Here is a 20,811-nt window from a genome sequence, read left to right on the forward strand (position 1 = left end):
CTTGGCGGCGAAGTCGGATTGAACACAGGGGCTGACCTCGCTGCAGGCGGCCAGTCCGGGTCTGGAGTAGGGATCTGTGCGGAGGGCTCGTGACCTTGCTGACCGGTGATGTCGAGATGTTCTTGTGGGACGGTGGCTGCGCCTTCGTTGGCAACAGCGCTGCACGCACCGGGCTGCACAGCCACCAGGCGATCCAGCTGGTGTATGGCACCGATGCCGAGATCCGCCTCAGCCCGGCCCACGACGGACCGTGGGCAAGCTACCGTCTGGCGCTGGTCGCCTCCCATCAGCCTCACATCATGGATGCCACTGATGTGTCGCTGGGTGTGACGATGTTCATCGAGCCCGAGACCCTGGAGGGGCGGGCGCTCAGTGCGCTCTGCTCGCCGCACGGCCTCACCTCGCTCGACCCCGCACCTGCCGCTGCTGCCCTGAACGAGTTGTTTGAGCGATTCCTCGCGCGGCGGGGTGACGCTGCCATCAGTGAGTCGGCGCGCCGTGTCGTAACGCTCCTGACGGATGGAGTCGAGCCGACCGCGGTGACCAGCGAGCGGATCATGCGGGCCCTGGCGTGGATCAATGCCCACATCCGAGAACCAATCACCCTCGATGCGGTGGCGGCGGCGGTCTTCCTCTCGCCCAGCCGTTTTCGCCATCTCTTCATGGAGCAGATGGGCATGGGGCTTCGACCCTGGCTTTTGTGGCGCCGGTTTATGCGGACCTGGGGGATGATCATGGACGGTGCAAGCATCTCGCAGGCAGCTCATGAGGCGGGGTTTGCGGATGCGGCCCATTTCACCCGGACATCCAACCGCATGATTGGTGTAGCGCCGTCGGGGTTCCGTGTCTCGCGGTCTCCCGCAGCGCTAAAGAAGGGACCGCCCCCGGCGGCGAAGCCATAACAGCACCACGCCGCCTGGGGTGCGTACCGTCACGACACGGGGGCCTCGCAACGGCAGCGATCGCAGTTGCAGTCGGCGGCACACCGGGAGTTCGAATCACATTTGCAGTTCGAGCCACACTCGCAGTTCGAGCCACACTCGCAGTTCGAGCCACACTCGCAGTCCGAGCCGCACGCGCAGTCCGAGCCGCACGCGCAGTCCGAGCCGCACGCGCAGTTCGAGCCGCACCGGCAGTCGGCACCGCACTGGCAGTCGGCACCGCACTGGCAGTCCGAGCCGCACTGGCAGTCCGTGCAGTTGCAGCCAGTGCCAGACGCGTCGCTGTTACAGGGGGTGGCGGATTCCACGCAAGTACAAGGACCGGCGTTTCGGGTGGTGCTGCTGTTGTCGGCGTTCATGTCCTACCTCAGGTGAAGGGTTGATCCAAGGTAGGAACAATCCTGCTGGCACACTTGAACGCAGCGGCTGAGTTCTTATGGTCGGGTCGTGATCGCAGTGGGGGACCTCGGAGCCGGCTCGCTCTTCCAAAGGTGCAGAGTTGCGTAGCTCCTCCAAGGCCGCCACGGCTCCGACCGCTCTTCGGCCAACCGAGGGGACAGCCCTCCCAGGCGGTTCCGCACCACGGCATCTCCCGTCAGGAAGGCGTCCGGCCAGCCTAGCGCCCGCATTGCGATATACCGCGCCGTCCACGGTCCGATGCCCGGCACCGCCAGCAGCCGTTCAAGCGTCTCCTCGGCCATGGGGCCCGGCTCGAGCCGAATCCGCCCCGCAGCCACCTCGGTAGCCACCGCGACCAGGCACGCAGCCCGGGTCCGCACTATCCCTAATCCAGCCACCTCTGCAGCTCGAAGCCCCGCCACCCGCTCAGCCGTGGGCGTCAGGCAGTCGAGCCCCCCCGGTGCCCCCGCGATCCGCTCGCCGTAGGCCGCCACCACTCGCGCCGTCAGTCGTGACCCTGTCACCACCGTTACCTGCTGGCCCAGCACGGCGCGCAGTACGATCTCGAATCCGTCGAACGCCCCCGGCACCCGAAGCCCAGGGTGCCGAGTCACCGAGGCCGCCAGGAGCGGGTCCTGGCCGAGCCGTGCCACGATGAGGTCGGGCCGCGCCTCGAGGTCGAACAGCTGACGCAGTCGACCCAGGAGCGCCGGCAACACAGGCGTGAGCTCGTGCGGCAGCTCGACCAGGATCGACCGTCGCTGCGGCGCATGCTGGACCGAGACCCACCCTGTATGCGCACCAATCTTGACGGTGCGATGGTACCTGCCGTCAGCTACGACCTCGACGCCGGCCACCGCGCGAGTGCCCAGGAACTCGAGCAGCGCGTCCCAGTCGAAGGGCGGCCGGTATCCCAGCGGCAGCGTCAGCGTTTCGGCTGCTGCCGCGGGTGCCTCGGTCGCTTTGCGCAATCGGGTCGGCGGCATGCCATAACGGCGCAGGAACGCGTCGTTGAATCGCCGGAGGCTGCTGAATCCGCTGGCAAAGGCCACCTCGGTAACCGGAAGCGCAGTATCGGTCAGCAGTTGCTTGGCAAGAAGCAGGCGCCTCGTCAGCGCCAGTTCGATTGGCGAGACGCCCAGTTCCTGCTTGACCAGTCGACGCAGGTGGCGCGAGCTCCACCCGAACTGCGCGGCAATTGCCTCGAGCCCGCGCGCTCCGTCCGACAACCCCTCTTCGATTCGCGCGGCGACGAGATGCGCAATCCGGCGGGCATCGTCGACCGGCGCATGACCGGGCGCCAGCTCTGGCCGGCATCGCAGGCAGGGCCGGAAGCGCGCCTGCTCTGCAGCAGCCGGGGTTTCGAAGAAACGGCAGTTCGCCGCTTTCGGAGTCTTGGCGGTGCAGATCGGGCGGCAGTAGATCCCGGTGGAGGTCACCCCGACATAGAACACGCCGTCGAAACGCGGATCGCGCGCCTGGAGCGCGGTGTAGAGCGCGGTGGGATCCCGTGTCATGCGGGAAGTCTAGGGCGGCCGACCCGAGGTTGCTAGCCATTTTCGGACATGATTGCAGGGCGGACTTTGGCTGTCCGGAAATGGCGAGCCATAGGGCCCGTCCGGTGGTAGAATGGTGTCGTTTGCCGGATCAACGCCACCTTCGAGGTTGTCGATGCCTTCACCGGACCTGACCTACACCATTGGGAGCACAGCCCTCGGTCTTGCCCTCGTCGCTACAGACGCGGGCGGCATCGTGGCCGTGCTGCTTGGAGACGACACCGAGTCCCTGCTGCACGACCTGGCCGCCCGATTTCCGAGTGCCCGCGTGACGCGCGACGACAACGTCAACGCCTCGCCGCTCGCCGCTGTGATCCGCGCGGTCGAGAAACCTGATCAGTCCAGCACAGTGCCGCTTGCTCCGCGGGGTACCGCCTTCCAGCGTCAGGTCTGGGACGCCCTTCGCAAGATCCCGCCCGGCGCCACCACCTCATATACGGAGATTGCCCGCATGATCGGCTCACCGCGGGCCTATCGCGCGGTTGCCCATGCGTGCGGCGCCAATCCGATTGCCGTGCTGGTGCCCTGTCATCGGGTCGTGCGGAGCGATGGCGCCCTGGCCGGCTATCGCTGGGGCCTCGATCGCAAACGTCAGCTGCTGGCCCGTGAGGAAGCCGCTAGAGAAACAGTACCGCTTCGGCCATGAGGCCGGGGCCAAACCCCAGCGCCACACACGGCAGCGGCGCTCCGCGCTGGCGCAGCTGCTCGAGGATGAAGAGAATCGTGGGCGAGGACATGTTGCCGTAGTCGCGCAGGACTTCCTTCGACACGTCGAGCGCATCCGGCTCCAGCGCCAGCGCTTTCGCGGTTGCGGTAAGGATCCGCGGGCCGCCGGGATGCACCGCCCACGATCGCACGCTCTGGGTACCGAGCCCGACCGTGCCGAGCCAGGTGCCCATCCAGGCGCCGAGGTGCGTGGCAATGAGATCGGGCACCCGCGGGGACAGGGTCATCGCAAAGCCGTGATCCCGCACGCTCCAGCTCATCGCATCCTCGGAGTCCGGTATCAGGCACGATCCCGTCGCCCCGATCCGCCACGCACCTGGCGCGCCGTCCGGAGCCGCCCCGCCGATCAGCGCCGCCGCGCCGTCCGCAAACAGCGCGTTGGCAACTACCTTCTCGGGATCCCAGCCGTAGTGATAGTGCAGGCTGCACAGCTCGACTGCCGCCACCAGGATCCGCGCCTCGGCGTCGCTCTCCGCGATGCTTCGGGCCGCGCGCAGGCCGTTGAGCGCCCCATGGCACCCCATGAATCCGACATGGATCCGCTCGACGGTTCTCCGCAGCTCCAGATCCCGAATCAGCTGGATATCCACTCCAGGCGCCGCGAACCCGCTGCACGATACGGTGATGAGATGGGTAATATCCTCGGCCTCGACACGGCTCGCGCTGAGCGCGTTGCGCGCCGCCTGTGCAGCAAGCACCGGTGCGTGCTGTTCGTAGAGCCGCATTCTGGTGCTGGTTGGTGGCCCCCTGTCGTCCGGAGATGTCGGGGACGGGAAGGACGGATCGCGCGCCGCTTCACCCTCCAGGCCGGTGAGCAGGATGCTGTGCCGCCGCTTGACGCCAGACATTCGATAGAGCGCGGGTATCAGGCGCCGCTGATCGTCGTCGTGCCCGCTGTAGGTGGCGGCATACAGCGCTGCATCGGCCTGACTGATGCTGAACGGCGGCAGCGCCGTGCCCTGGCCCAGGATCGTGAATTTCACCGTGTTGCCGCTGCCACCGGGAGCGCCCGGTTGAGATGCTGGATGACCGGCCGAGCCAGCACCGGCGCACGATGCAGCAGGTCCAGGCCGGTGCGGACGAGAGCGGGGTGGCGGAGCAGCGAACGAAGCACGCGGCAGACTGCTTGTCGCGGTCGAATCAGGCTGCTGTATTGTGCCTCCCAGTCGCTGAGCAGTCTTGCCTGCCAGCCAGCGATCGCGCGCTGCGCAAATGGCACCACGGCATGACCGGACGCGAGCGCCCAACCGATGCCTTCGCCCGTGAAGGGTTCGACATAGCCTGCGGCATCGCCGGCCAGGAGAAGACGCTCGGCGCCCAGCCGAGTTCGTGACCGCGTGAGCGGCGGGGTGCCACGCCATGCTGCCGCGACGAGACCCGCCGGCACGGCGAGACCCGTCTCCTCGAGGATCGTGTTGACCAGCGCCCCGATGCCGCCGGCGGTCCTGATGGCAGCCGGGTCGAGGGCAGCTGCAATGTCGAGCTCGCCTGTCTCGGTACGTACCACGCCGACGTATCCATCCGTTCCGCACGCCATATAGATCGTGCCGGCCGGATAGTCCGTCGAATCGTCGTCGAGCGTTACACCGGCGCCGATCCGGGCGGTGCCGTCGACCAGCGCCCGCGGCATCTCCCCCGCATGGGCCGACTCAGCGCCAAGCCCGGCCGCGACGAGCACCACACTGGCGCGGACCGTCAGCTGCTCGATGCCCCGACGCAGGGTGACGTCACGCCGGTTGCCGCGGACCGGGCCTGTGATGGCAGTGACCTCGGGAAGAAACACTGCACCGGCCCGCGCAGCTTCGCCGACCAGGGCGGCGTCGAGCACCGAGCGTGACAGCACGCTGCCCCTCGGGAGATGCAGCGTTGCACTCCGATGCCGGGCATGGAGCTCGAATGCCGTGAGTGGCCGCGCGCCACAGGCGGGGATGAGCCCGCCGAGCCCCGCCTCGTCCAGCACGCCGAGAGCAACCCCGCCCAGGCAGGAGCCACACACCTTGTTGCGCGGCCAGCTGGATCGCTCGACCAGGAGCACCGAGTGCCCAGCGCGGGCGAGCCCTCGCGCCGCAATGGCACCGGCCGGTCCCGCGCCGATGACCAGGGCGTCCCATCGAGCTGCGATACCGGAGAGAGGGCGCGTCATACTTGTGCGGCGTTCAGGCGTGCCGTCAGCACGAACCGCTCGGGCCAGACCGGGCGCACGGTTGCCGCCAGTCCGGCGCGGGCGGCGAGCTGCCGCGCTTCGTCGATCGTAAATGCCGACCGAACGGACTGCGGACCGTCATACCGAACGATCTCGCTCCGGGTCAGCAGTCGACATGCAAGGTGCGCAAGCCCGAGCCCCGCGCGGGAGCGCACCAGGTCGGTGACGAGCACGAGCCGGTCTGCCGCCCGCGCCATTCCCGCCAGCACGGCAACAGCCTCGTCGTCGGCGAGGTGATGCAGGAAGAGAGACGACATCACGGCGTCGTAGTTGCCGCGAATCGGATCGCTCAGGACATCCTGTTGGTAGAAGCGAATCGAAACGCCGGCGCGCGCCGCCTGCTTCGCGGCGTGGTCCAGGGCGCGTTCGCTGATGTCGCAGGCGTCGAACTGCATCGGTATCCTCGCTCGTTCCGCCCGACGAGCAATCCGGATCGTGTTGTCGCCGCCGCCGCAGGCCAGATCGAGCACGCGCAGCGGGGTGGCGGTGTCCCGGGCCAGCCTGGCCAGCGGATGCCAGACGGTTCGGCCGCTCAGGCTCCATCCATTGAGACGCGCGAGGCCTTGGAGCGCATGCACATGACGGATCCCGTCGAGGCCGGGATGATCCATCAGCTCGGGGTGTCGCCGCCGTTCGTGCATGGAACCGTGCAACCCTTCTTCCGGATTCGCTGTCAGATCGAATATATCCCCGACATCCGCCTTTGAATCCGGACGGTTCGATGTTTCTCGAGCTGCAGCAGGATCTGCGCTATGCGGTTCGCAGTCTGCGCCGCACGCCGCTGTTTACCACAATTGCGGTGCTGACGCTTGCCCTGGGCATCGGGGCGAACGTGGCAATCTTCAGTGTGGTCGAGGCTGTGCTGCTCAGGCCCCTGCCATGGACCGACCCGGCCCGCCTCGTCAGTGTGTGGGACGGCAGCCATTCCCGGGCCGAGTTTGTCGGTGTGCGGGATCGGAACCGGAGCCTGGAGGCCGTCGCAGCCTATCGGGACCGAGTCGGCATTAGCCTGGGGGATGAACGCGACGCAGTGCGACTCCCCGGTGCCGCAGTCTCGGCCGACCTTTTCCGAGTCCTCGGAGCGAGCCCGGCCCTCGGCCGGGGCTTTGCCGCCGGTGAGGATCGCCCAGGGGTCGAGCCGGTCGTGGTGGTCAGTGACGCACTCTGGCGCTCCCGCTTTGGCGCCGATCCCACCCTGCTCGGCCGGCAACTCGATCTGGACGGCGTGCAACACACCGTGATCGGAGTGATGCCCGCCGAGTTCTGGTTTCCGCGCCGGGAGGTGCAGCTCTGGATTCCGTTGGTGCTCGATCCGGGGCAGGCCGGGGTCTTCTGGGGCCAGTACGGCCAGTTCATCGTCGGGCGATTGGCGCCAGGGGTGACCGGGTCGCAGGCGCGAGCCGACGTCCGTTCGATTGCTGAGCAATTGCGCTTGGAGAACCCGGTCTGGCGCCCGTCGGAAGAGCACTACCTTGCCTCGATCGACGTCATTCCGCTCGAGCGACGCCTGGTCGACCGGTCGAGCCGCCAGCTCCTTCTGCTGCTCCTTGGCGCGGTTGGCCTGGTGCTCCTGATTGCTTGCGCCAACGTGGCAAATCTCCTGATTGCGCGCGGCGTGGCCCGTGAGCGAGAGTTCTCCTTGCGGACCGCCTTGGGTGCCGGCCGTTCCCGCCTGTTGCGTCAGCTGGGTACCGAAAGCCTCGTGCTGGCAGCCTTCGGCGGTGCGGCCGGGCTGGGACTTGCGCTCGGTCTGGTCCGGGTCCTGGTCGCCATTCTCCCGGCGGACACGCCCCGTTTGGCGGAGGTCGGTGTCAATCCAAGCGTGCTTGCGTTTACCGCGGCGGTGGCACTGCTGGCCGGGGTCGGCTTCGGTGTGGTGCCCGCGTTCAGGCTCTCCCGCTCCGATCCGGGGCTCGCCCTCGGCGACCGGAGTGGCGGGAGTAGCCGGCATCGCACTCTGGCAGGCGCGCTCGTCGTGGCGGAGATCGCGCTCGCGGTGGTGATTGCCATCGGCGCCGGACTCCTGCTCCGAAGCTTCGGTCGGATTCTCGCCATCGACCCAGGGTTCCGCACCGAGCAGGTCGTCACCGCGAAAGTCAGCCCGCCGAGAGCGCGGTGGTCGGGGCCAGGCTTCGGGCCCCAGCCGGTCGAGATCGCCGAACGACAACGCGTCTTCTACCAGATGCTGACCGAGCGGCTCGAGGCGTCACCGGGCATCACCCAGGCGGCAGTGATCAATCAGGCCCCATTCGAGAAGACCAACGAGTCGATCGCGATCTGGGTCGACGGGTTCACGACCGACCGTAACAAGCTCGAGATTTGGAACCTGCGTAAGGTCTCACCGGGCTACTTCAGCACGATGCGGATCCGGCTGATCTCGGGGCGGGACGTCAGTGATACGGACGTCGCTGGCGGGCCCCTGGTGGCGGTGATCGATCAGGCGGCCGCGGACAAGTACTACCCCGGGAGGGATCCGATCGGAGCGCGGCTCAGCTTTCCGTGGCCGGGCTGGATGACTGTCGTCGGTGTCGTCGCCAACGTGGCCAACAACGACCTGACCGACAGGCCTGAGCCCACGATCTACGTTCCGTTTCCGCAATACTCCCAAGCCGAGATGACTGTGGTCGCGGTCGCCACGGGTGGGGTGGCCGGAGCGGTGGCGACGATTCGCGCCGTGGTGCGGGAGTTGGCGCCCGACGTGCCGGTCAGCGACGAGCGCACCATTGAGGACCGGATCAGCGAGTCGGTGGCGCAGCCTCGGTTTGCCGCGCAGCTGCTCTTTGCATTCGGCGTGCTGGCGCTGCTGCTTGGTGCGGTCGGGACGTATGGTTTGTTCGCCTACCGGACCCAGCGCCGGACCCGGGAACTTGCCGTTCGCATGGCACTCGGCGCCCGGGCCGGGCAGGTCGTCTGGGTCGTGGTGCGCGAGGGAGCAGTGCTGGCCGGCTCGGGCGTCGCGCTCGGTGTGCTGCTGGCGATCGGCCTGGGCCGGGTTCTCGATGGCATGCTGTTCGGGGTGGCCTCGGTCGATCTTGTCACCTTCGCAGCCGTCGCGACCCTGCTCCTGGCAACGGCGCTCCTAGCGACTTACCTGCCGGCGCGCCGAGCCACGCGCGTCGACCCTGTGACGGTCATTCGCGACAGTTGATGTGCCGCCAGGATCCGGGCAGGGTTACTCGCCGCCGCCGGCCGCCTCGATCAGCCGCAGGGCTGGCTCGCTCACGAAGATCGGTGCGTGAAAGCGTCGGCCCCAGGACAACGGGGTGACGTCACGATAGTCGTGACGGGTGGGGTCGCCATGGCCCGGGTGCAGCCGCTTCCAGATCGAGGCCCGAACGTTAGGCTCCGCACCGTACTGCAGCAGGAGTTCCGTGAAGGGCGCGGTGTAGGGTCCGCGCTTGCCATAATTCATCCAGAAGTTGGGCTGCGATACGACCGTATTGAACAGCGGCGTGTATCCCCCGAAACCGCTCGCCCCGACCGCGGCCCGCGCGTTCGGATCCGCCCCGGCCTCGAGGAGCCACCGGGCAATTTCCAGCTCGTCATAGTCGACGCACATGTGAAGCAGCGTCGTCCCGCCCAGGGGAGTGCCGACCGTGGCGTCGAGCGGATCACGACACCCCATCTCCGCCGGGTAGATCTCGCGGTGCGTGAAGGTGCGACTCAGAAGATTCGGATCGCTCCGCAGGTGGCGCTCGAGCAGATCGATCCGTCCCCGATGCAACGCCATGACCGGCGTGTCGGGGTACTCCAAACCGTGCTCTTCATACAGGCGCAGAATCGCATGCTTTGCCGCAGGCTTGCGACTGTCCGTTTCGAGCACGACGCTCACCGGCGCCAGGAGAGTCCCGGTGCTGTCCCTCACCTGCGCACCAAGGCTGAGCAGCAGCGCCGTACCCTCGGCGCTCAACGTGTATGCTGGCCCGCCGAGTGCATCCATTGGGACTGGCGGTCGGCCGCTCAACTCATACAGCATCCGCGCGGTGCCGACCTGACCCTGCAGTGCCGCCCGATCGACCGCCGATGCGAAGTCGGTGGCGCCGAGTGCCACGAGATCCCGGATGATGCGATCGCGGCCGAGGTTGGCGGCGTAGGTCATCGGCGGACCCCAGTTACTGTCTGCACGAATCAGAACCTGCTCGGTGAGCAGATGCGGGTTGCGCCCGATCAGAGTTCGAACGGCCTCCGCGTCATCGTTCCAGATTGCGGTCGCCATCCCGACCGCTTGGCCAGCCTGGGCCAACTGGAGGCCTGGTACCAGCGAGCGATTACAAGCTGCGCATCGGCCAGCTTGGCCTCGGAAGGGGCGATGGGATCCGGATGGAACTCCTTGAACGCCTCGTGTGCCGCAGCGTCTCCGTCTCGATAGGAGCGGAGCAGGTCCTTGGCTTGATGCTTGAGCTGGTCGAGATCGGGTCGAACGGGCAGGCGACGGACGGGCACGGCAAACCTCCTTGGTACGCCCGGAGTCCGCTGGGTCGGGCAAAGGAGGGCACGAAGGAACCGGCCTCAGGTCATGCGTCGGGTGGACTCGGTCCTTCCCGCGGACGGGAGGCGCCCCGCGCGCCTGTCCGAGAAGGTACGCGACCGGTCCGATCAGCCGCAAGATTCCGCCGACCGGGCTGGGTCTCGCCCACACCTGGCCGCCCTACTCGTTACGGTGGCCGGTCTTGCGTCCGGGGCACCGTTCTTGCATTTTTATGCACTATGCAAAAAACCATCGCCCTCGCCTTCTCCGGCGGTCTCGATACCAGCTACTGCGTTCCCCGGCTCGCCGAGCAGGGCTACGCCGTTCACACCGTCTACGTCAACACCGGCGGCACCTCGGCGGCGGATCTGGCGGCAATTCGCAAGCAGGCCGAAGCGGTCGGCGCGGTCTCGCATCACGAGGTGGATGCCCGCCAGCCGGTGTTCGATCGGTTCGTCCGGTACCTGATTCAGGGCAACGTCCTCCGGGGCGAGGTCTACCCCTTGAGCGTGTCGGCCGAGCGGACCCAGCAGGCCCTCTCGGTCATCGAGACGGCTCGGAAAATCGGTGCAACCGCGATTGCCCACGGCTCGACCGGCGCCGGCAACGACCAGGTCCGGTTCGACATCGCGATTCGAGTCCTGGCGCCCGAGATGGCCATCGTGACCCCGATCCGGGACGAGTCGCTCACCCGCGATGCCGCGATTGCCTATCTCGAGGCCCGCAAGCTGCCGGTGCCACCCAAGGCGGGCGCTTTCAGCATCAACAAAGGTCTCTGGGGTACCACCTGGGGCGGGGGCTGGACCCACGATACCTGGGCCGCGCCGCCTGCGGAGCTGCTGGACCCGCCCGCCGATGCGCCGGCGCCGGTCGATGCTGTGATCGGCTGGAAAGAGGGCGTGCCCGTATCGATCGACGGTAAGGAGTACGCGGGTGCCGACCTGATCGCGGCGATCAGCGAGTACACCGAGCGCTACGGCATCGGCCACAACATCCACGTGGGCGAGACGGCGCTGGGCATCAAGGGCCGGATCGGCTTCGAAGCCGGCGCAGCATTGCTGCTGATCACCGCGCATCGCGAGCTCGAGAAGTTGGTGCTCACCAAGTGGCAGACCTACTGGAAGGATCACCTGTCGCGCTTCTATGGTGACCGGCTCCACGAGGGTCACTATTTCGACCCTGCGCTTCGGGACATCGAAGCGCTGATCAGCAGTTCGCAGCAGCGGGTGACCGGTGAGACCCGCGTTCGCCTGGCGCCAGGTCGGTTCATGGTGACGGGAACGCGAAGCCCCTTCTCGCTGATGGACAAGTCCGTCGCGACCTATGGCGAAGAGAACCGGCTCTGGACCGGTGATGAGGCACGGGCCTTCGCGCGCATCGGCGCGATCCCGTCGCTGTTGGCGGCCAAGGTGGCCGAGAAGAATTCGGAGCGGAGGTAGGAACGTGGTACGCACGACACGGGTTCGGCTCGATCGGATTTCGTCCGCAACCAAGAACGCGCGGCTCAACACCGACGTGATCCTGGGCGACGAGATCCGCGCCGAGGAGGGGCAGATTCTGGCGGTTCGGATTCTGTCCGATAAGTCGAGCTACAACACGGTCGAGGATGTCTCGGGCCGGATGGTGTCACTCCGCGCTGGAGATATCCTGGCCGGCGTGCTGGGCTCGCGGCGCGCGCTCCGCGGCTACGCGGGTGAGGTGCCGGCCACCGTGGCGGTGGGCGATACGATCAACGTGCTGAACTTGGGCGGTATTCTCGGTCGCTGCACCTCGGTCAACCCCGACATCGGCCCGCCGTTCGACGCCGAAGTGCTTGGTGCGGTGCTGACCTTCCCCGATCTCGGCGATCGGGTCGGCCGTCCGGCCTCGATTCGGGATGGGGCGGTCGCAATGCCGTCGCACGTCGATCCGTCGACGCCGATCGTGTACGTCGTGGGCACCTGCATGAACGCCGGCAAGACCGTGGCGGCCACCGAGCTCGTCCGCGGCCTGGCTCGGCGCGGTCTCAAGGTCGGCGCCGTCAAGCTGACCGGCGTGTCGCTGATGCGTGACACCCTCTCGATGCTCGACGCGGGCGCGATTGCTGCGCTAGCGTTCAACGATGCCGGTATTGCGAGCACCCATGCCGGCCCCGAGACGGTGACCGTGGCCAAGGGGCTGCTGGGCCGGTTGGCGAGTCGGCATTCCGGGTCACCGGATGTCATCGTGGCCGAGCTGGGCGACGGCATCCTGGGCGAGTACGGCGTTCAGGACATCCTGCTCGACGCCGAGTTGATGAGCGTCGGTGCCGCCCACGTGATGGCTGCTCCCGATCCGGTGGCCTGCTGGGGTGCGGTCGAGCTCTATCGGAACCGGTTCAATCTCTCGATCACGGCCTTTACCGGCCCCGCGACCGACAATCAGGTTGGCCGCGACTTCATCACCAACTCGCTGGGCCTGCCATCGTTCAACGCGTTGCGCAATGCCGCCGGGCTGGTCGATGCGGTCGAGCCTGCGGTGCGCTCGTGGATGAGCAAGCGGGGAGCGGCGTAGTGAAAGTCGCGGTGATTGGCGGCGCCGGCTACGCAGGCGGTGAGCTGCTGCGGCTGCTGTTCCAGCATCCGGAAGTCTCGGAGATCAAGGCAACCAGCCGGAGCCAGGCGGGTAAGCCGGTCGGCGACGTGCATCCGGGCCTGGCGGCGTATCCCGACGTTCGCTTTACGGGCGAAACCCCGGGTGAGGCGGCCAAAGGCGCAGATGCGGTCTTCCTGTCGCTCGAGCACGGCGAGTCGTCCAAGCTGATGGGCGAGATCGTCGACGCCGGCCCCGGGCTGATTGTCGACCTTGCGGCGGATTTCCGGATTCAGGACGGCCGACTCTACGAGACCTACTACGGCGCGCATCCCGCGCCCGAGCTGGTCCATCGATTTGCCTACGGTCTGGCCGATGTCCGCCGGCAGGAACTTCGGGGTGCCAAGGCCATTGCGGCTCCCGGCTGCTTTGCAACGGCTGCCCAGCTTGCGCTGTGGACCCTCAAAGGGGCCCCGTTGGCTGGTGAGCCGGCGGTGTACGCGATTACCGGTTCGAGCGGCGCAGGGGTGCACCCGAAGCCGACCACGCATCATCCGGCCCGGGCGCACAACGTCTTTGCCTACTCCGTGCTCAGTCACCGGCACGAGGCGGAGATCGCCGAACAGTGGCGGCAATGGACCGGCAAGACGGGCGCGACGCCCCGCCTGCTGACCCACTCCGGCCCGTTCGTGCGCGGCATCTACGCAACCGTCCATGCGCGGCTGACAGAGCCCGCCGCGGAGGCAGTCAAGGCTGTTGCGACCGCGCTGGGTGCAGGCAGCCCTTTCGTGCGGGTCACCTCCGCGCCGCCGCAGCTGACCCACATCGTGGGCACCAACGACGCGCTGATCCATGTGACAGCCTCGCCCGATGGGCATGAGGTGGCGGTCACGGTGGCGATCGATAATCTCGTCAAGGGTGCGGGCGGGCAGGGTGTCCAGGCCATGAACCTGGCCCTGGGCCTCGACGAGACTGCGGGGCTGCGCATCGCGCCGGCCTATCCGATCTGAAGGATCCCGGGTCGCACCTGGGCGGCCCCGAACATGAAAGCGAGCCGATGAGTACATCGAATACCGGTGCGTGGCTGCCGGTCTATGCGCAGTTTCCGCTTCGCGCCGAGTCGGGTCAGGGCTCCTGGCTGATCGATGACAAGGGCGAGAAGTGGCTCGACGCCTACGGTGGTCACGCCGTGGCGTCGACCGGCCACTGTCATCCGGCGGTGGTCAAGGCGATTGCAGACCAGGCCGCCAAGCTGATCTTCTACTCGACCGCCATTCCGCATGCAGGTCGTGAGCAGCTGGCCGAGCGAATCGCGGCGCTCTGCCCTGATCCGCTCAACAAGGTGTTCTTCTGCAATAGCGGCGCGGAGGCCAACGAGAATGCGCTGAGCCTGGCCCGCAAAGTCACTGGCCGGCAGCGTATCGTCTCGGTGACAGGTGGCTGGCACGGCCGCACGGTTGCCACGCTCGCCGCCACCGATGGCGCCAAGTACGAAGAGGGCGCCAAGCGGGCCGGTATGCCGCTGTCCACCAAGGTGCCCTTCAACGACGTCACGGCCATTGGTGCAGCAGTCGATGATTCCGTCGCGGCCGTGATCGTCGAGCCGGTGCAGGGTCTGGCCGGCGCGCGCGACTGCTCCCCCGATTTCCTGCGGGCGGCCCGGATTGCCTGCGATCGCGAGGGCGCCGTCCTGATTTTCGACGAGGTGCAGTGCGGCGCTGGTCGCTGCGGAGCCTTCACGGCCGCCGAGGCGTATGAAGTCGTGCCGGATGTCCTGACGCTGGCCAAGGGGCTCGCGTCGGGAATACCGATCGGCGCCATGGTGGCCACGACGGCCATGACCTCGCGCCTGTCGGTCGGCGATCTGGGCAGCACCTTCGGCGGCGGGCCAGTCGCCTCGGCCGCTGCGCTTGCCACCATCGACGTGATCGTGAAAGACCGCCTGGTCGAGAACGCCGTCCTGGTGGGCGATCACATCCGGCGCGGCGTCAGCAAGCTCCCGGGTGTCACGGATGTCATCGGTCGCGGACTCCTGATCGGGATCGTGCTCGATCGGCCGGCCTCCGCTGTGCAGAAGGCACTGTTCGATCTCAAGGTGCTGACCGGTACCTCGGGTGATCCCTCGATTCTGCGGCTGATGCCGCCGCTTTCGTTCTCACGAGCGGAAGCCAACCTGTTGATTGACGCGTTGCGTCGGGTCCTGACATGAGAAAGCGCGACTTCCTCGCCACCGAGGATCTCGGGAAGGAACATTTCGAGGCCATTCTGGATCTGGCCGCCAAGGTCAAGCGGGGTGAGGTCACCGGTGGGCTCGAGGGCAAGGTCCTCGCCGCTGCGTTCATGGATCCGAGCTTGCGCACTCGCGCCAGCTTCGAATCGGCGATGTTCAAGCATGGCGGGCACATGATCGTGCTCGAGCCGGGGCGGAGCAGCTGGGCCTGGGAAACCGAGCGCGGCGCGGTGATGGAGGGCAACACGGTCGAGCACCTCATCGAAGCGTCCCGCGTGCTCGGTCGCTACGCTGATGCCATCGGGGTCCGGGTCTTTCCCAAGGGCACCGAGTGGGTCAAGGAGCGTCAGGACCGGGTCATCAAGGACTTTGCCGCCTTCAGCGAAAAGCCGGTGATCAACCTCGAATCGGCTCGCCGGCACCCGTGCCAGGGATTGGCCGATGCGCTGACGCTACGGGAAAAGTTGGGCATTACGCAGAACAAGAAGTTCGTGCTGAGCTGGGCCTGGCACCCGAAAGCGCTGCCGACCGCCGTGCCAGCCAGCGCTGCGATCGCAGCGGCGCAGTGTGGTATGGATATCACCATCGCTCGGCCGCATGGCTTTGACCTCGATGCCGACGATATGGCCGTGATCTACCAGCAGGCCGCCGCCAACGGCGGGCGGGTGACGCTGTCACATTCGATGTCGGATGCCCTGGTCGGTGCCGACGCGGTGTATGTCAAGTCGTGGGGCTCACTGCAGCACTACGGCAATCCGGAGGCAGAGCGCGAGTTCCGCGCCGGGCTGCGCGACTGGCGGATGACCACGGCCGCCACCAAGGCGACCAACGGCGGCAAAGGCATCGTGATGCACTGTCTCCCGGTGCGCCGCAACGTGGAGATCGACGATGCCGTGCTCGACGGCCCCAACTCGGTCGTGATCGACGAGGCCGAAAATCGCTTGCACGTCCAGCGCGCGCTGCTGCTGGACTTGATCGGGAGAAAGTAATGCCGCACGACGCTACTCGGCCGCTGGCCGGGCTCAAGGGAACGCTTCGCTACGTTCGCGCCTATCGGGATCACGTCTTCGTCGTCAAAGTCGGCGGCGAGGTTGTCGAGGACGCTCATAGCCTCGATCAGGTTGCCCAGCAGCTCGGCCTCTTGTCGAGCCTCGGCATTCGGATCGTCATTGTCCATGGCGGCGGGCCCCAGGCCACGGCCCTGAGCCGCCGACTCGGCCAGGAGCCTGAGATTGTCGCGGGCCGTCGCGTGACCGACGACTCCGCGCTCGAAGTGGCCAAGATGGTCTTCTCGGGCACCGTCAATCTCGATCTCCTCTGTGCGCTCCGGCGGCATGGGGTGCAGGGCGTCGGCTTGAGCGGCGTCGATGCCGACCTGCTGAGCGCCGTTCGCCGTCCGCCGGTATCGGTCAAGGATGACAGCGGAACGGTGCGCACGGTCGACTACGGCCACGTGGGCGACATCGAGTCCGTCGATGGCCGCGTCCTCACCAACCTGCTCGACGGGCGCTTCGTGCCGGTGATCTGCTCACTCGCCGGCGACAAGGACGGTCACGTCTTCAACGTCAATGCCGATACCGTGGCCGAGCGGATCGCCATCGCGCTCAAGGCACAGAAGCTGATCTTCCTGACCGGCGTGCCCGGCGTGCTCCGCGACCGAAATGATCCCGCCTCGCTGGTGACGTTCGCAGATCCGGACGATCTGACGCAGCTGATGGAGTCGGGGGCGCTGGCGGGTGGGATGCGGCCCAAGGTCGAGGCCTGCATCCGCGCAGCTACCAGCGGTGTCGAACGGACCCATATCATCGACGGTCGTGCTACCGATTCGCTGTTGCAGGAAGTATTCACCGGATCTGGTGCGGGTACCATGATCGTGGGCAAGAAGGAAAAGGCAACCTACGTCGGGGCCGAACTTGCGGAATGAAGTCGAGTTTCTGAAGGAGTTGGTGGCGATTCCCTCGGTCAGTGGAACCGAAGCGGAGATCGCCACCTTCGTCGAGGGTCGGGCCCGCGCCCTTGGCCTCGATGTTGTCAACGACGACACCGGCGTCAAGATCATCGTCGAGACAGGGCGGCCGGGTCGGACCCTCGCGTTCATTTCCCACCTCGATGTCGTTCCCGCGGGCGAAGGGTGGACCCGCGATCCGTTCACGCCGACGGTCGAAGGCGATCTCCTCTACGGTCGCGGCTCAGGCGATGCCAAAGCATCGGTGTCAGCGATGTTCATGGCGGCGCTCGATTTTGCCGAGCGACGTGGGGAGGACGTGGGCGGCCGCCTCGTGGTCGTCTTCGGACTGGGCGAAGAGACGCGGAACACGAGCATGGGTCGCGCGGTTGCGACACTGCCGCCGATCGATGCAACCGTCGTTGGTGAGCCTACCAACCTGCGGATCTCCAATGCGCAGCGCGGCTTGATGATGGTCGATCTGATTGCCAAGGGCGATCAGCGTCATGCCGGCTACGCGTCCCAGGGCGGCTTTACCAACGCGATTACCGAGCTGGCCAGCGACCTCGTCAAGTTGCCCGACCTGCTGAGTGAGCGGATTCACCCGATTCTGGGCCGGGCCACGGTCACCGCAACGATGATGTCGGCCGGGGTGAGCCGCAACGTCACGCCCCCGTCGGCCAAGGCGATCCTCGATATTCGGAGCACGCCGTCGTGGGAGCATTCCGAAATCGCCGAGGTGCTTCGTACGGCGCTCGACTGCGAAGTCGTGGTAACGTCGGAACGGTTGGTGCCCTGCGAGACGCCAGCACAGTCGCGGCTGCTCGATGCGGCCCGACGCCTCAATCCGACGATCGAGACCTTTGGCAGTCCAACCTGTTCTGATTGGGTGTTCGTCCGTCACACCGACGCCGTCAAAGTCGGACCTGGCACCAGTACGCGGTCGCACACGCCAGACGAGAGCGTCGACCTTCCCGAAGTGGTCGCTGCACGCGGATTCTATCGGGCTCTGGCCGAGGAGTACCTCCGATGAAAACACTCTGGTCGCAGGCGACGCCGCCGGATGAGCTGATGCTCGCCTACACCGTGGGCGATGACCGTCATTGGGACGGCGTGCTCTTGCAGTGGGACGTGATCGGCAGTCTCGGGCATATCGAAGGGCTTCTGGCCTCTGGGCTGATCTCGCGGGCCGATCGCGACAAGATCAAGGCCACCCTGCGCAAGGCGCTCAAGGCCGTGCGTGCCGGCAAGCTCGTCATCGGCCCGGAGCACGAAGACGCCCACTCGGCCATCGAGGCCTGGGTCACCAAGCGAGTCGGCAGTGCTGGTGAGCGCATCCACACCGGGCGGTCGCGCAACGATCAGGTCGCGGTCGATATCCGGCTCTTCCTCAAAGATCGGCTGCTGCACCTGCACTCGCTGGCACTCGGCTTGGCGCGGGCGCTGCTGACCTTTGCCGACGACCATCAGGACGCGCTCTGGCCTGGCTATACCCATCTGCGGCGTGCGATGCCCTCGAGCGCCGGACTCTGGGCGGGTGCGCTGGCCGGCAGCCTGATCGACACCGCGGGGTCGCTCGACGCGGTCTGGCGCGGGGTCGATCGCTCGCCGCTGGGCAGCGGGGCTGGCTATGGTGTTCCGTTGCCGATTCAGCGTGAAGTGGCAGCCTCTGCGTTAGGCTTCGGCGGTCTCGAACACAACGTTGCACAGGTACAGAACGGCCGCGGCAAGCTCGAGGGTGCTGTGCTCTTCTGGTGCGTTCAGCTTGGCCACGACCTGTCGAAGCTCGCAAGCGACGTAATTCTGCTGAGCGGCGAGGAATTCGGTGTGCTCGAACTGCCGGCGGCGTTTGCGACCGGGTCGAGCATCATGCCCCACAAGCGGAACCCCGATGTCTTCGAACTGACCCGGGGACGAGCTGCGTCGCTCGAGGGCGATCTTGCCGCTACGCTGGCGTTGCGCGGCAAGCTGACGAGCGGCTACCATCGCGACTTTCAGCTGCTCAAAGAGCCCCTGGTGCGCGGGCTCTCGCGCACCGAGGAAATGCTCGCGATGATGGCGCAGGTCGTGCCTGCGCTGGGCGTCAACCGAAGCCGCGGTCTTGCCATGCTCGAAGGCGGCGTTCTGGCTACCGACGAAGTGATGCGTCGTGTCGAGCGCGGAACCCCGTTCCGGCAGGCTTATCGCGAAGTTGCCGCTGCGATCAAAGCCGGTGAGGCACTGCCGGCGCCGACACCCAAGGAAATCGTGGCGCGTCGCAAGTCGACCGGCGGCCTCGGCAAGCTCGACCTTGCCGTTCCGAAGAAGCAGTTGGCGGCAGCGGCCGAATGGAACACGGCTGAGCGTCGTCGCTTCGTCAAAGCGGTCGGCGCGCTGGTCGGGAGGAACTGATGATCCGCGGCGACCGGCGCCAGCGTCACCTCAAGATTCTCGAGCTGATCGAGACCCACGCGATCCGGACCCAGGAGGAACTGGCGGATGCGCTGGCCCGTGAGGGCTGGGAGGTGACGCAGTCATCGGTTAGTCGCGACATCTCGGCGCTCAACCTCGTCAAGGTCGATGGGGTCTACTACCGACCCGCGGTGACTCGACCCCCACGCCTCGATCAGGACGAGCAGCGGATCGTCGAGGGGGTGCTGGCCTTCAACCCCGCGGGTGACGTCCTGATCGTGATTCACACCCCACCCGGCGAGGCCAATCGCGTCGGCATTGCTATCGACCGCCTCGCCTGGCCCGACGTCCTGGGCAATATCTCCGGCGACGACACCATCTTCCTCGCGACCAGGAATCAGGTCGGCCAGCGCAACGTCATCAAGCAACTCGCTGAGTTGACGTCGTCCTAGCCCACCATCGCTTGAGAGCGGGCTAGCGCAACGGCATCGGCCCCGGCTGGGAAGCGCAGCTGATCCGTCGTGTCGGTTGCGGCGCGGTATACGCCCTCGGCGACATCGGACTCGGCGGTCACAGTGGTTACCTGCGCAAAAGCTCCCATGATCGGGGCCACGAACTCGGCATAGCTGTCCGGAAACAATCCGGCCATCCGCGCCTGCCCGTTGTCCGTAAATCGCGTACTCGGCGCGTACCCCGGTTCCACCAGCTTGACTCGCACCCCAAATCCCGCGAGTTCGTGCGCCAGCGAGCCGGTAAACCCCTCGATGGCGGTCTTGCTGGCGGTATAGGCGGCAGCCAGCGGGTGCGGAGCGAGCGCGACGCTCGAGGTTACGTTGACCACCACCCCAGCTCGGCGCGCACGGAACTGTGGCAGGACGGCCTGCGTCATCGCCATGACGCCGAAGGTGTTCGTCTCGAACACTTCTCGCACGGTCGCCATCGGGGTGACCTCGAAGACGCCGATCACGCCGATGCCAGCGTTGTTGACGAGCGCGTCGATCGGGCCAGCGGCGTCCAGCGCCGCCACGATGCTCGCCGTGCTGGTGACGTCCAGCGGCAACACCCGAAGCCGATCAGAAGGCGGGAAGAGGTCGGTACGAGGCGTCCGCATCGTCGCAACGACTTTCCAGCCCCGAGCAAGGAAGTGGCGCGCGGTTTCAAGGCCGTAGCCCGAGGAGGTACCCGTAATCAGCACAGTTTTCATGGTTCCGTCTCATTGGTTCGAAGGGTTAGACGTCAATATGTAAACGCTCGTATACGTTATTGGTGTTGCGGGAATTTGTCAACACCTGTATACCTTTTGCATGTCCAAGACGAAATCGCAGGGCAAAACCCCAGGCCGGCGCGGCGTGCGGGGCGGTGGCGAGGCAACCCGGCAGGCCATTCTCGATGCCGCCCGCCA

The 20,811-nt window shown here is 66.7% G+C and carries 19 protein-coding genes; 12 read left to right on the plus strand and 7 right to left on the minus strand.

The window, feature by feature from the left end:
* Positions 1-89 precede the first annotated feature (89 nt).
* Positions 90-902 carry a helix-turn-helix transcriptional regulator gene (locus tag KF785_16130; protein MBX3148293.1) on the plus strand — a complete coding sequence of 271 codons (813 nt, stop codon included), beginning with the start codon at positions 90-92 and terminating at the stop codon, positions 900-902.
* A 473-nt stretch (positions 903-1,375) separates the two neighbouring features.
* On the opposite strand, the gene KF785_16135 is transcribed toward KF785_16130, so the two are convergent.
* The gene (locus KF785_16135) at positions 1,376-2,857 is read right to left on the minus strand and encodes a helix-turn-helix domain-containing protein (protein MBX3148294.1); all 1,482 of its coding nucleotides are present in this window, start codon (positions 2,855-2,857) and stop codon (positions 1,376-1,378) included.
* A gap of 112 nt (positions 2,858-2,969) precedes the next feature.
* Between KF785_16135 and KF785_16140 the strand changes: the two genes are divergently transcribed.
* Positions 2,970-3,542, plus strand: coding sequence for a methylated-DNA--[protein]-cysteine S-methyltransferase (locus KF785_16140; GenBank protein ID MBX3148295.1), 573 nt, complete (start codon positions 2,970-2,972; stop codon positions 3,540-3,542).
* Here KF785_16140 and KF785_16145 read toward each other — a convergent pair.
* Genes KF785_16145 through KF785_16155 form a run of 3 tightly spaced genes read right to left on the minus strand, consistent with a single transcriptional unit; the run spans position 3,514 to position 6,436 of the window.
* A complete protein-coding gene (locus KF785_16145) occupies positions 3,514-4,605 on the minus strand; it encodes a type III polyketide synthase (GenBank protein MBX3148296.1) in 1,092 nt (363 codons plus the stop codon). The genes KF785_16140 and KF785_16145 overlap by 29 nt on opposite strands.
* Positions 4,602-5,765 carry an FAD-dependent monooxygenase gene (locus KF785_16150; GenBank protein MBX3148297.1) on the minus strand — a complete coding sequence of 388 codons (1,164 nt, stop codon included), beginning with the start codon at positions 5,763-5,765 and terminating at the stop codon, positions 4,602-4,604. Before KF785_16150 ends, KF785_16145 begins: the two co-directional genes overlap by 4 nt.
* Positions 5,762-6,436 (minus strand): methyltransferase domain-containing protein, encoded by a 675-nt coding sequence (locus KF785_16155; GenBank protein MBX3148298.1) that lies wholly within the window; start codon positions 6,434-6,436, stop codon positions 5,762-5,764. Before KF785_16155 ends, KF785_16150 begins: the two co-directional genes overlap by 4 nt.
* Positions 6,437-6,546: 110 nt before the next feature.
* Between KF785_16155 and KF785_16160 the strand changes: the two genes are divergently transcribed.
* A complete protein-coding gene (locus tag KF785_16160) occupies positions 6,547-8,973 on the plus strand; it encodes an ABC transporter permease (GenBank protein ID MBX3148299.1) in 2,427 nt (808 codons plus the stop codon).
* A 24-nt stretch (positions 8,974-8,997) separates the two neighbouring features.
* Here the strand turns inward: KF785_16160 and KF785_16165 are convergent, their stop codons facing one another.
* Positions 8,998-10,041, minus strand: coding sequence for an ankyrin repeat domain-containing protein (locus tag KF785_16165; GenBank protein ID MBX3148300.1), 1,044 nt, complete (start codon positions 10,039-10,041; stop codon positions 8,998-9,000).
* Positions 9,993-10,268 carry a hypothetical protein gene (locus tag KF785_16170; GenBank protein ID MBX3148301.1) on the minus strand — a complete coding sequence of 92 codons (276 nt, stop codon included), beginning with the start codon at positions 10,266-10,268 and terminating at the stop codon, positions 9,993-9,995. The genes KF785_16165 and KF785_16170 overlap by 49 nt, the downstream gene beginning before the upstream one ends.
* A 264-nt stretch (positions 10,269-10,532) precedes the next feature.
* Between KF785_16170 and argG the strand changes: the two genes are divergently transcribed.
* Genes argG through KF785_16215 form a run of 9 tightly spaced genes read left to right on the plus strand, consistent with a single transcriptional unit; the run spans position 10,533 to position 19,861 of the window.
* The gene (gene argG / locus KF785_16175; GenBank protein ID MBX3148302.1) at positions 10,533-11,732 is read left to right on the plus strand and encodes an argininosuccinate synthase; all 1,200 of its coding nucleotides are present in this window, start codon (positions 10,533-10,535) and stop codon (positions 11,730-11,732) included.
* A gap of 4 nt (positions 11,733-11,736) precedes the next feature.
* On the plus strand, positions 11,737-12,825 hold the full coding sequence (locus KF785_16180; GenBank protein MBX3148303.1) for a DUF1611 domain-containing protein: 1,089 nt from the start codon (positions 11,737-11,739) through the stop codon (positions 12,823-12,825).
* Positions 12,825-13,853: an N-acetyl-gamma-glutamyl-phosphate reductase gene (gene argC, locus KF785_16185; protein MBX3148304.1), complete on the plus strand. Its 1,029-nt coding sequence runs from the start codon at positions 12,825-12,827 to the stop codon at positions 13,851-13,853. Before KF785_16180 ends, argC begins: the two co-directional genes overlap by 1 nt.
* A gap of 47 nt (positions 13,854-13,900) precedes the next feature.
* On the plus strand, positions 13,901-15,052 hold the full coding sequence (locus KF785_16190; protein MBX3148305.1) for an aminotransferase class III-fold pyridoxal phosphate-dependent enzyme: 1,152 nt from the start codon (positions 13,901-13,903) through the stop codon (positions 15,050-15,052).
* Positions 15,049-16,062 (plus strand): N-acetylornithine carbamoyltransferase, encoded by a 1,014-nt coding sequence (locus KF785_16195; protein MBX3148306.1) that lies wholly within the window; start codon positions 15,049-15,051, stop codon positions 16,060-16,062. Before KF785_16190 ends, KF785_16195 begins: the two co-directional genes overlap by 4 nt.
* The gene (gene argB / locus KF785_16200) at positions 16,062-16,997 is read left to right on the plus strand and encodes an acetylglutamate kinase (GenBank protein MBX3148307.1); all 936 of its coding nucleotides are present in this window, start codon (positions 16,062-16,064) and stop codon (positions 16,995-16,997) included. The genes KF785_16195 and argB overlap by 1 nt, the downstream gene beginning before the upstream one ends.
* Complete coding sequence (locus KF785_16205) at positions 16,987-18,051, plus strand: M20/M25/M40 family metallo-hydrolase (GenBank protein MBX3148308.1); 1,065 nt, start codon at positions 16,987-16,989, stop codon at positions 18,049-18,051. Before argB ends, KF785_16205 begins: the two co-directional genes overlap by 11 nt.
* Positions 18,048-19,409: an argininosuccinate lyase gene (argH, locus tag KF785_16210; protein ID MBX3148309.1), complete on the plus strand. Its 1,362-nt coding sequence runs from the start codon at positions 18,048-18,050 to the stop codon at positions 19,407-19,409. Before KF785_16205 ends, argH begins: the two co-directional genes overlap by 4 nt.
* Complete coding sequence (locus tag KF785_16215; GenBank protein MBX3148310.1) at positions 19,409-19,861, plus strand: hypothetical protein; 453 nt, start codon at positions 19,409-19,411, stop codon at positions 19,859-19,861. Before argH ends, KF785_16215 begins: the two co-directional genes overlap by 1 nt.
* On the opposite strand, the gene KF785_16220 is transcribed toward KF785_16215, so the two are convergent.
* Positions 19,858-20,613, minus strand: a complete 756-nt coding sequence (locus tag KF785_16220) for an SDR family oxidoreductase (protein ID MBX3148311.1) — start codon at positions 20,611-20,613, stop codon at positions 19,858-19,860. The two genes, KF785_16215 and KF785_16220, sit on opposite strands and share 4 nt — an antisense overlap.
* Positions 20,614-20,811: the final 198 nt, after the last annotated feature.

Source organism: Gemmatimonadales bacterium, from assembly GCA_019637315.1.
Classification (GTDB): Bacteria; Gemmatimonadota; Gemmatimonadetes; order Gemmatimonadales; family GWC2-71-9; genus SHZU01.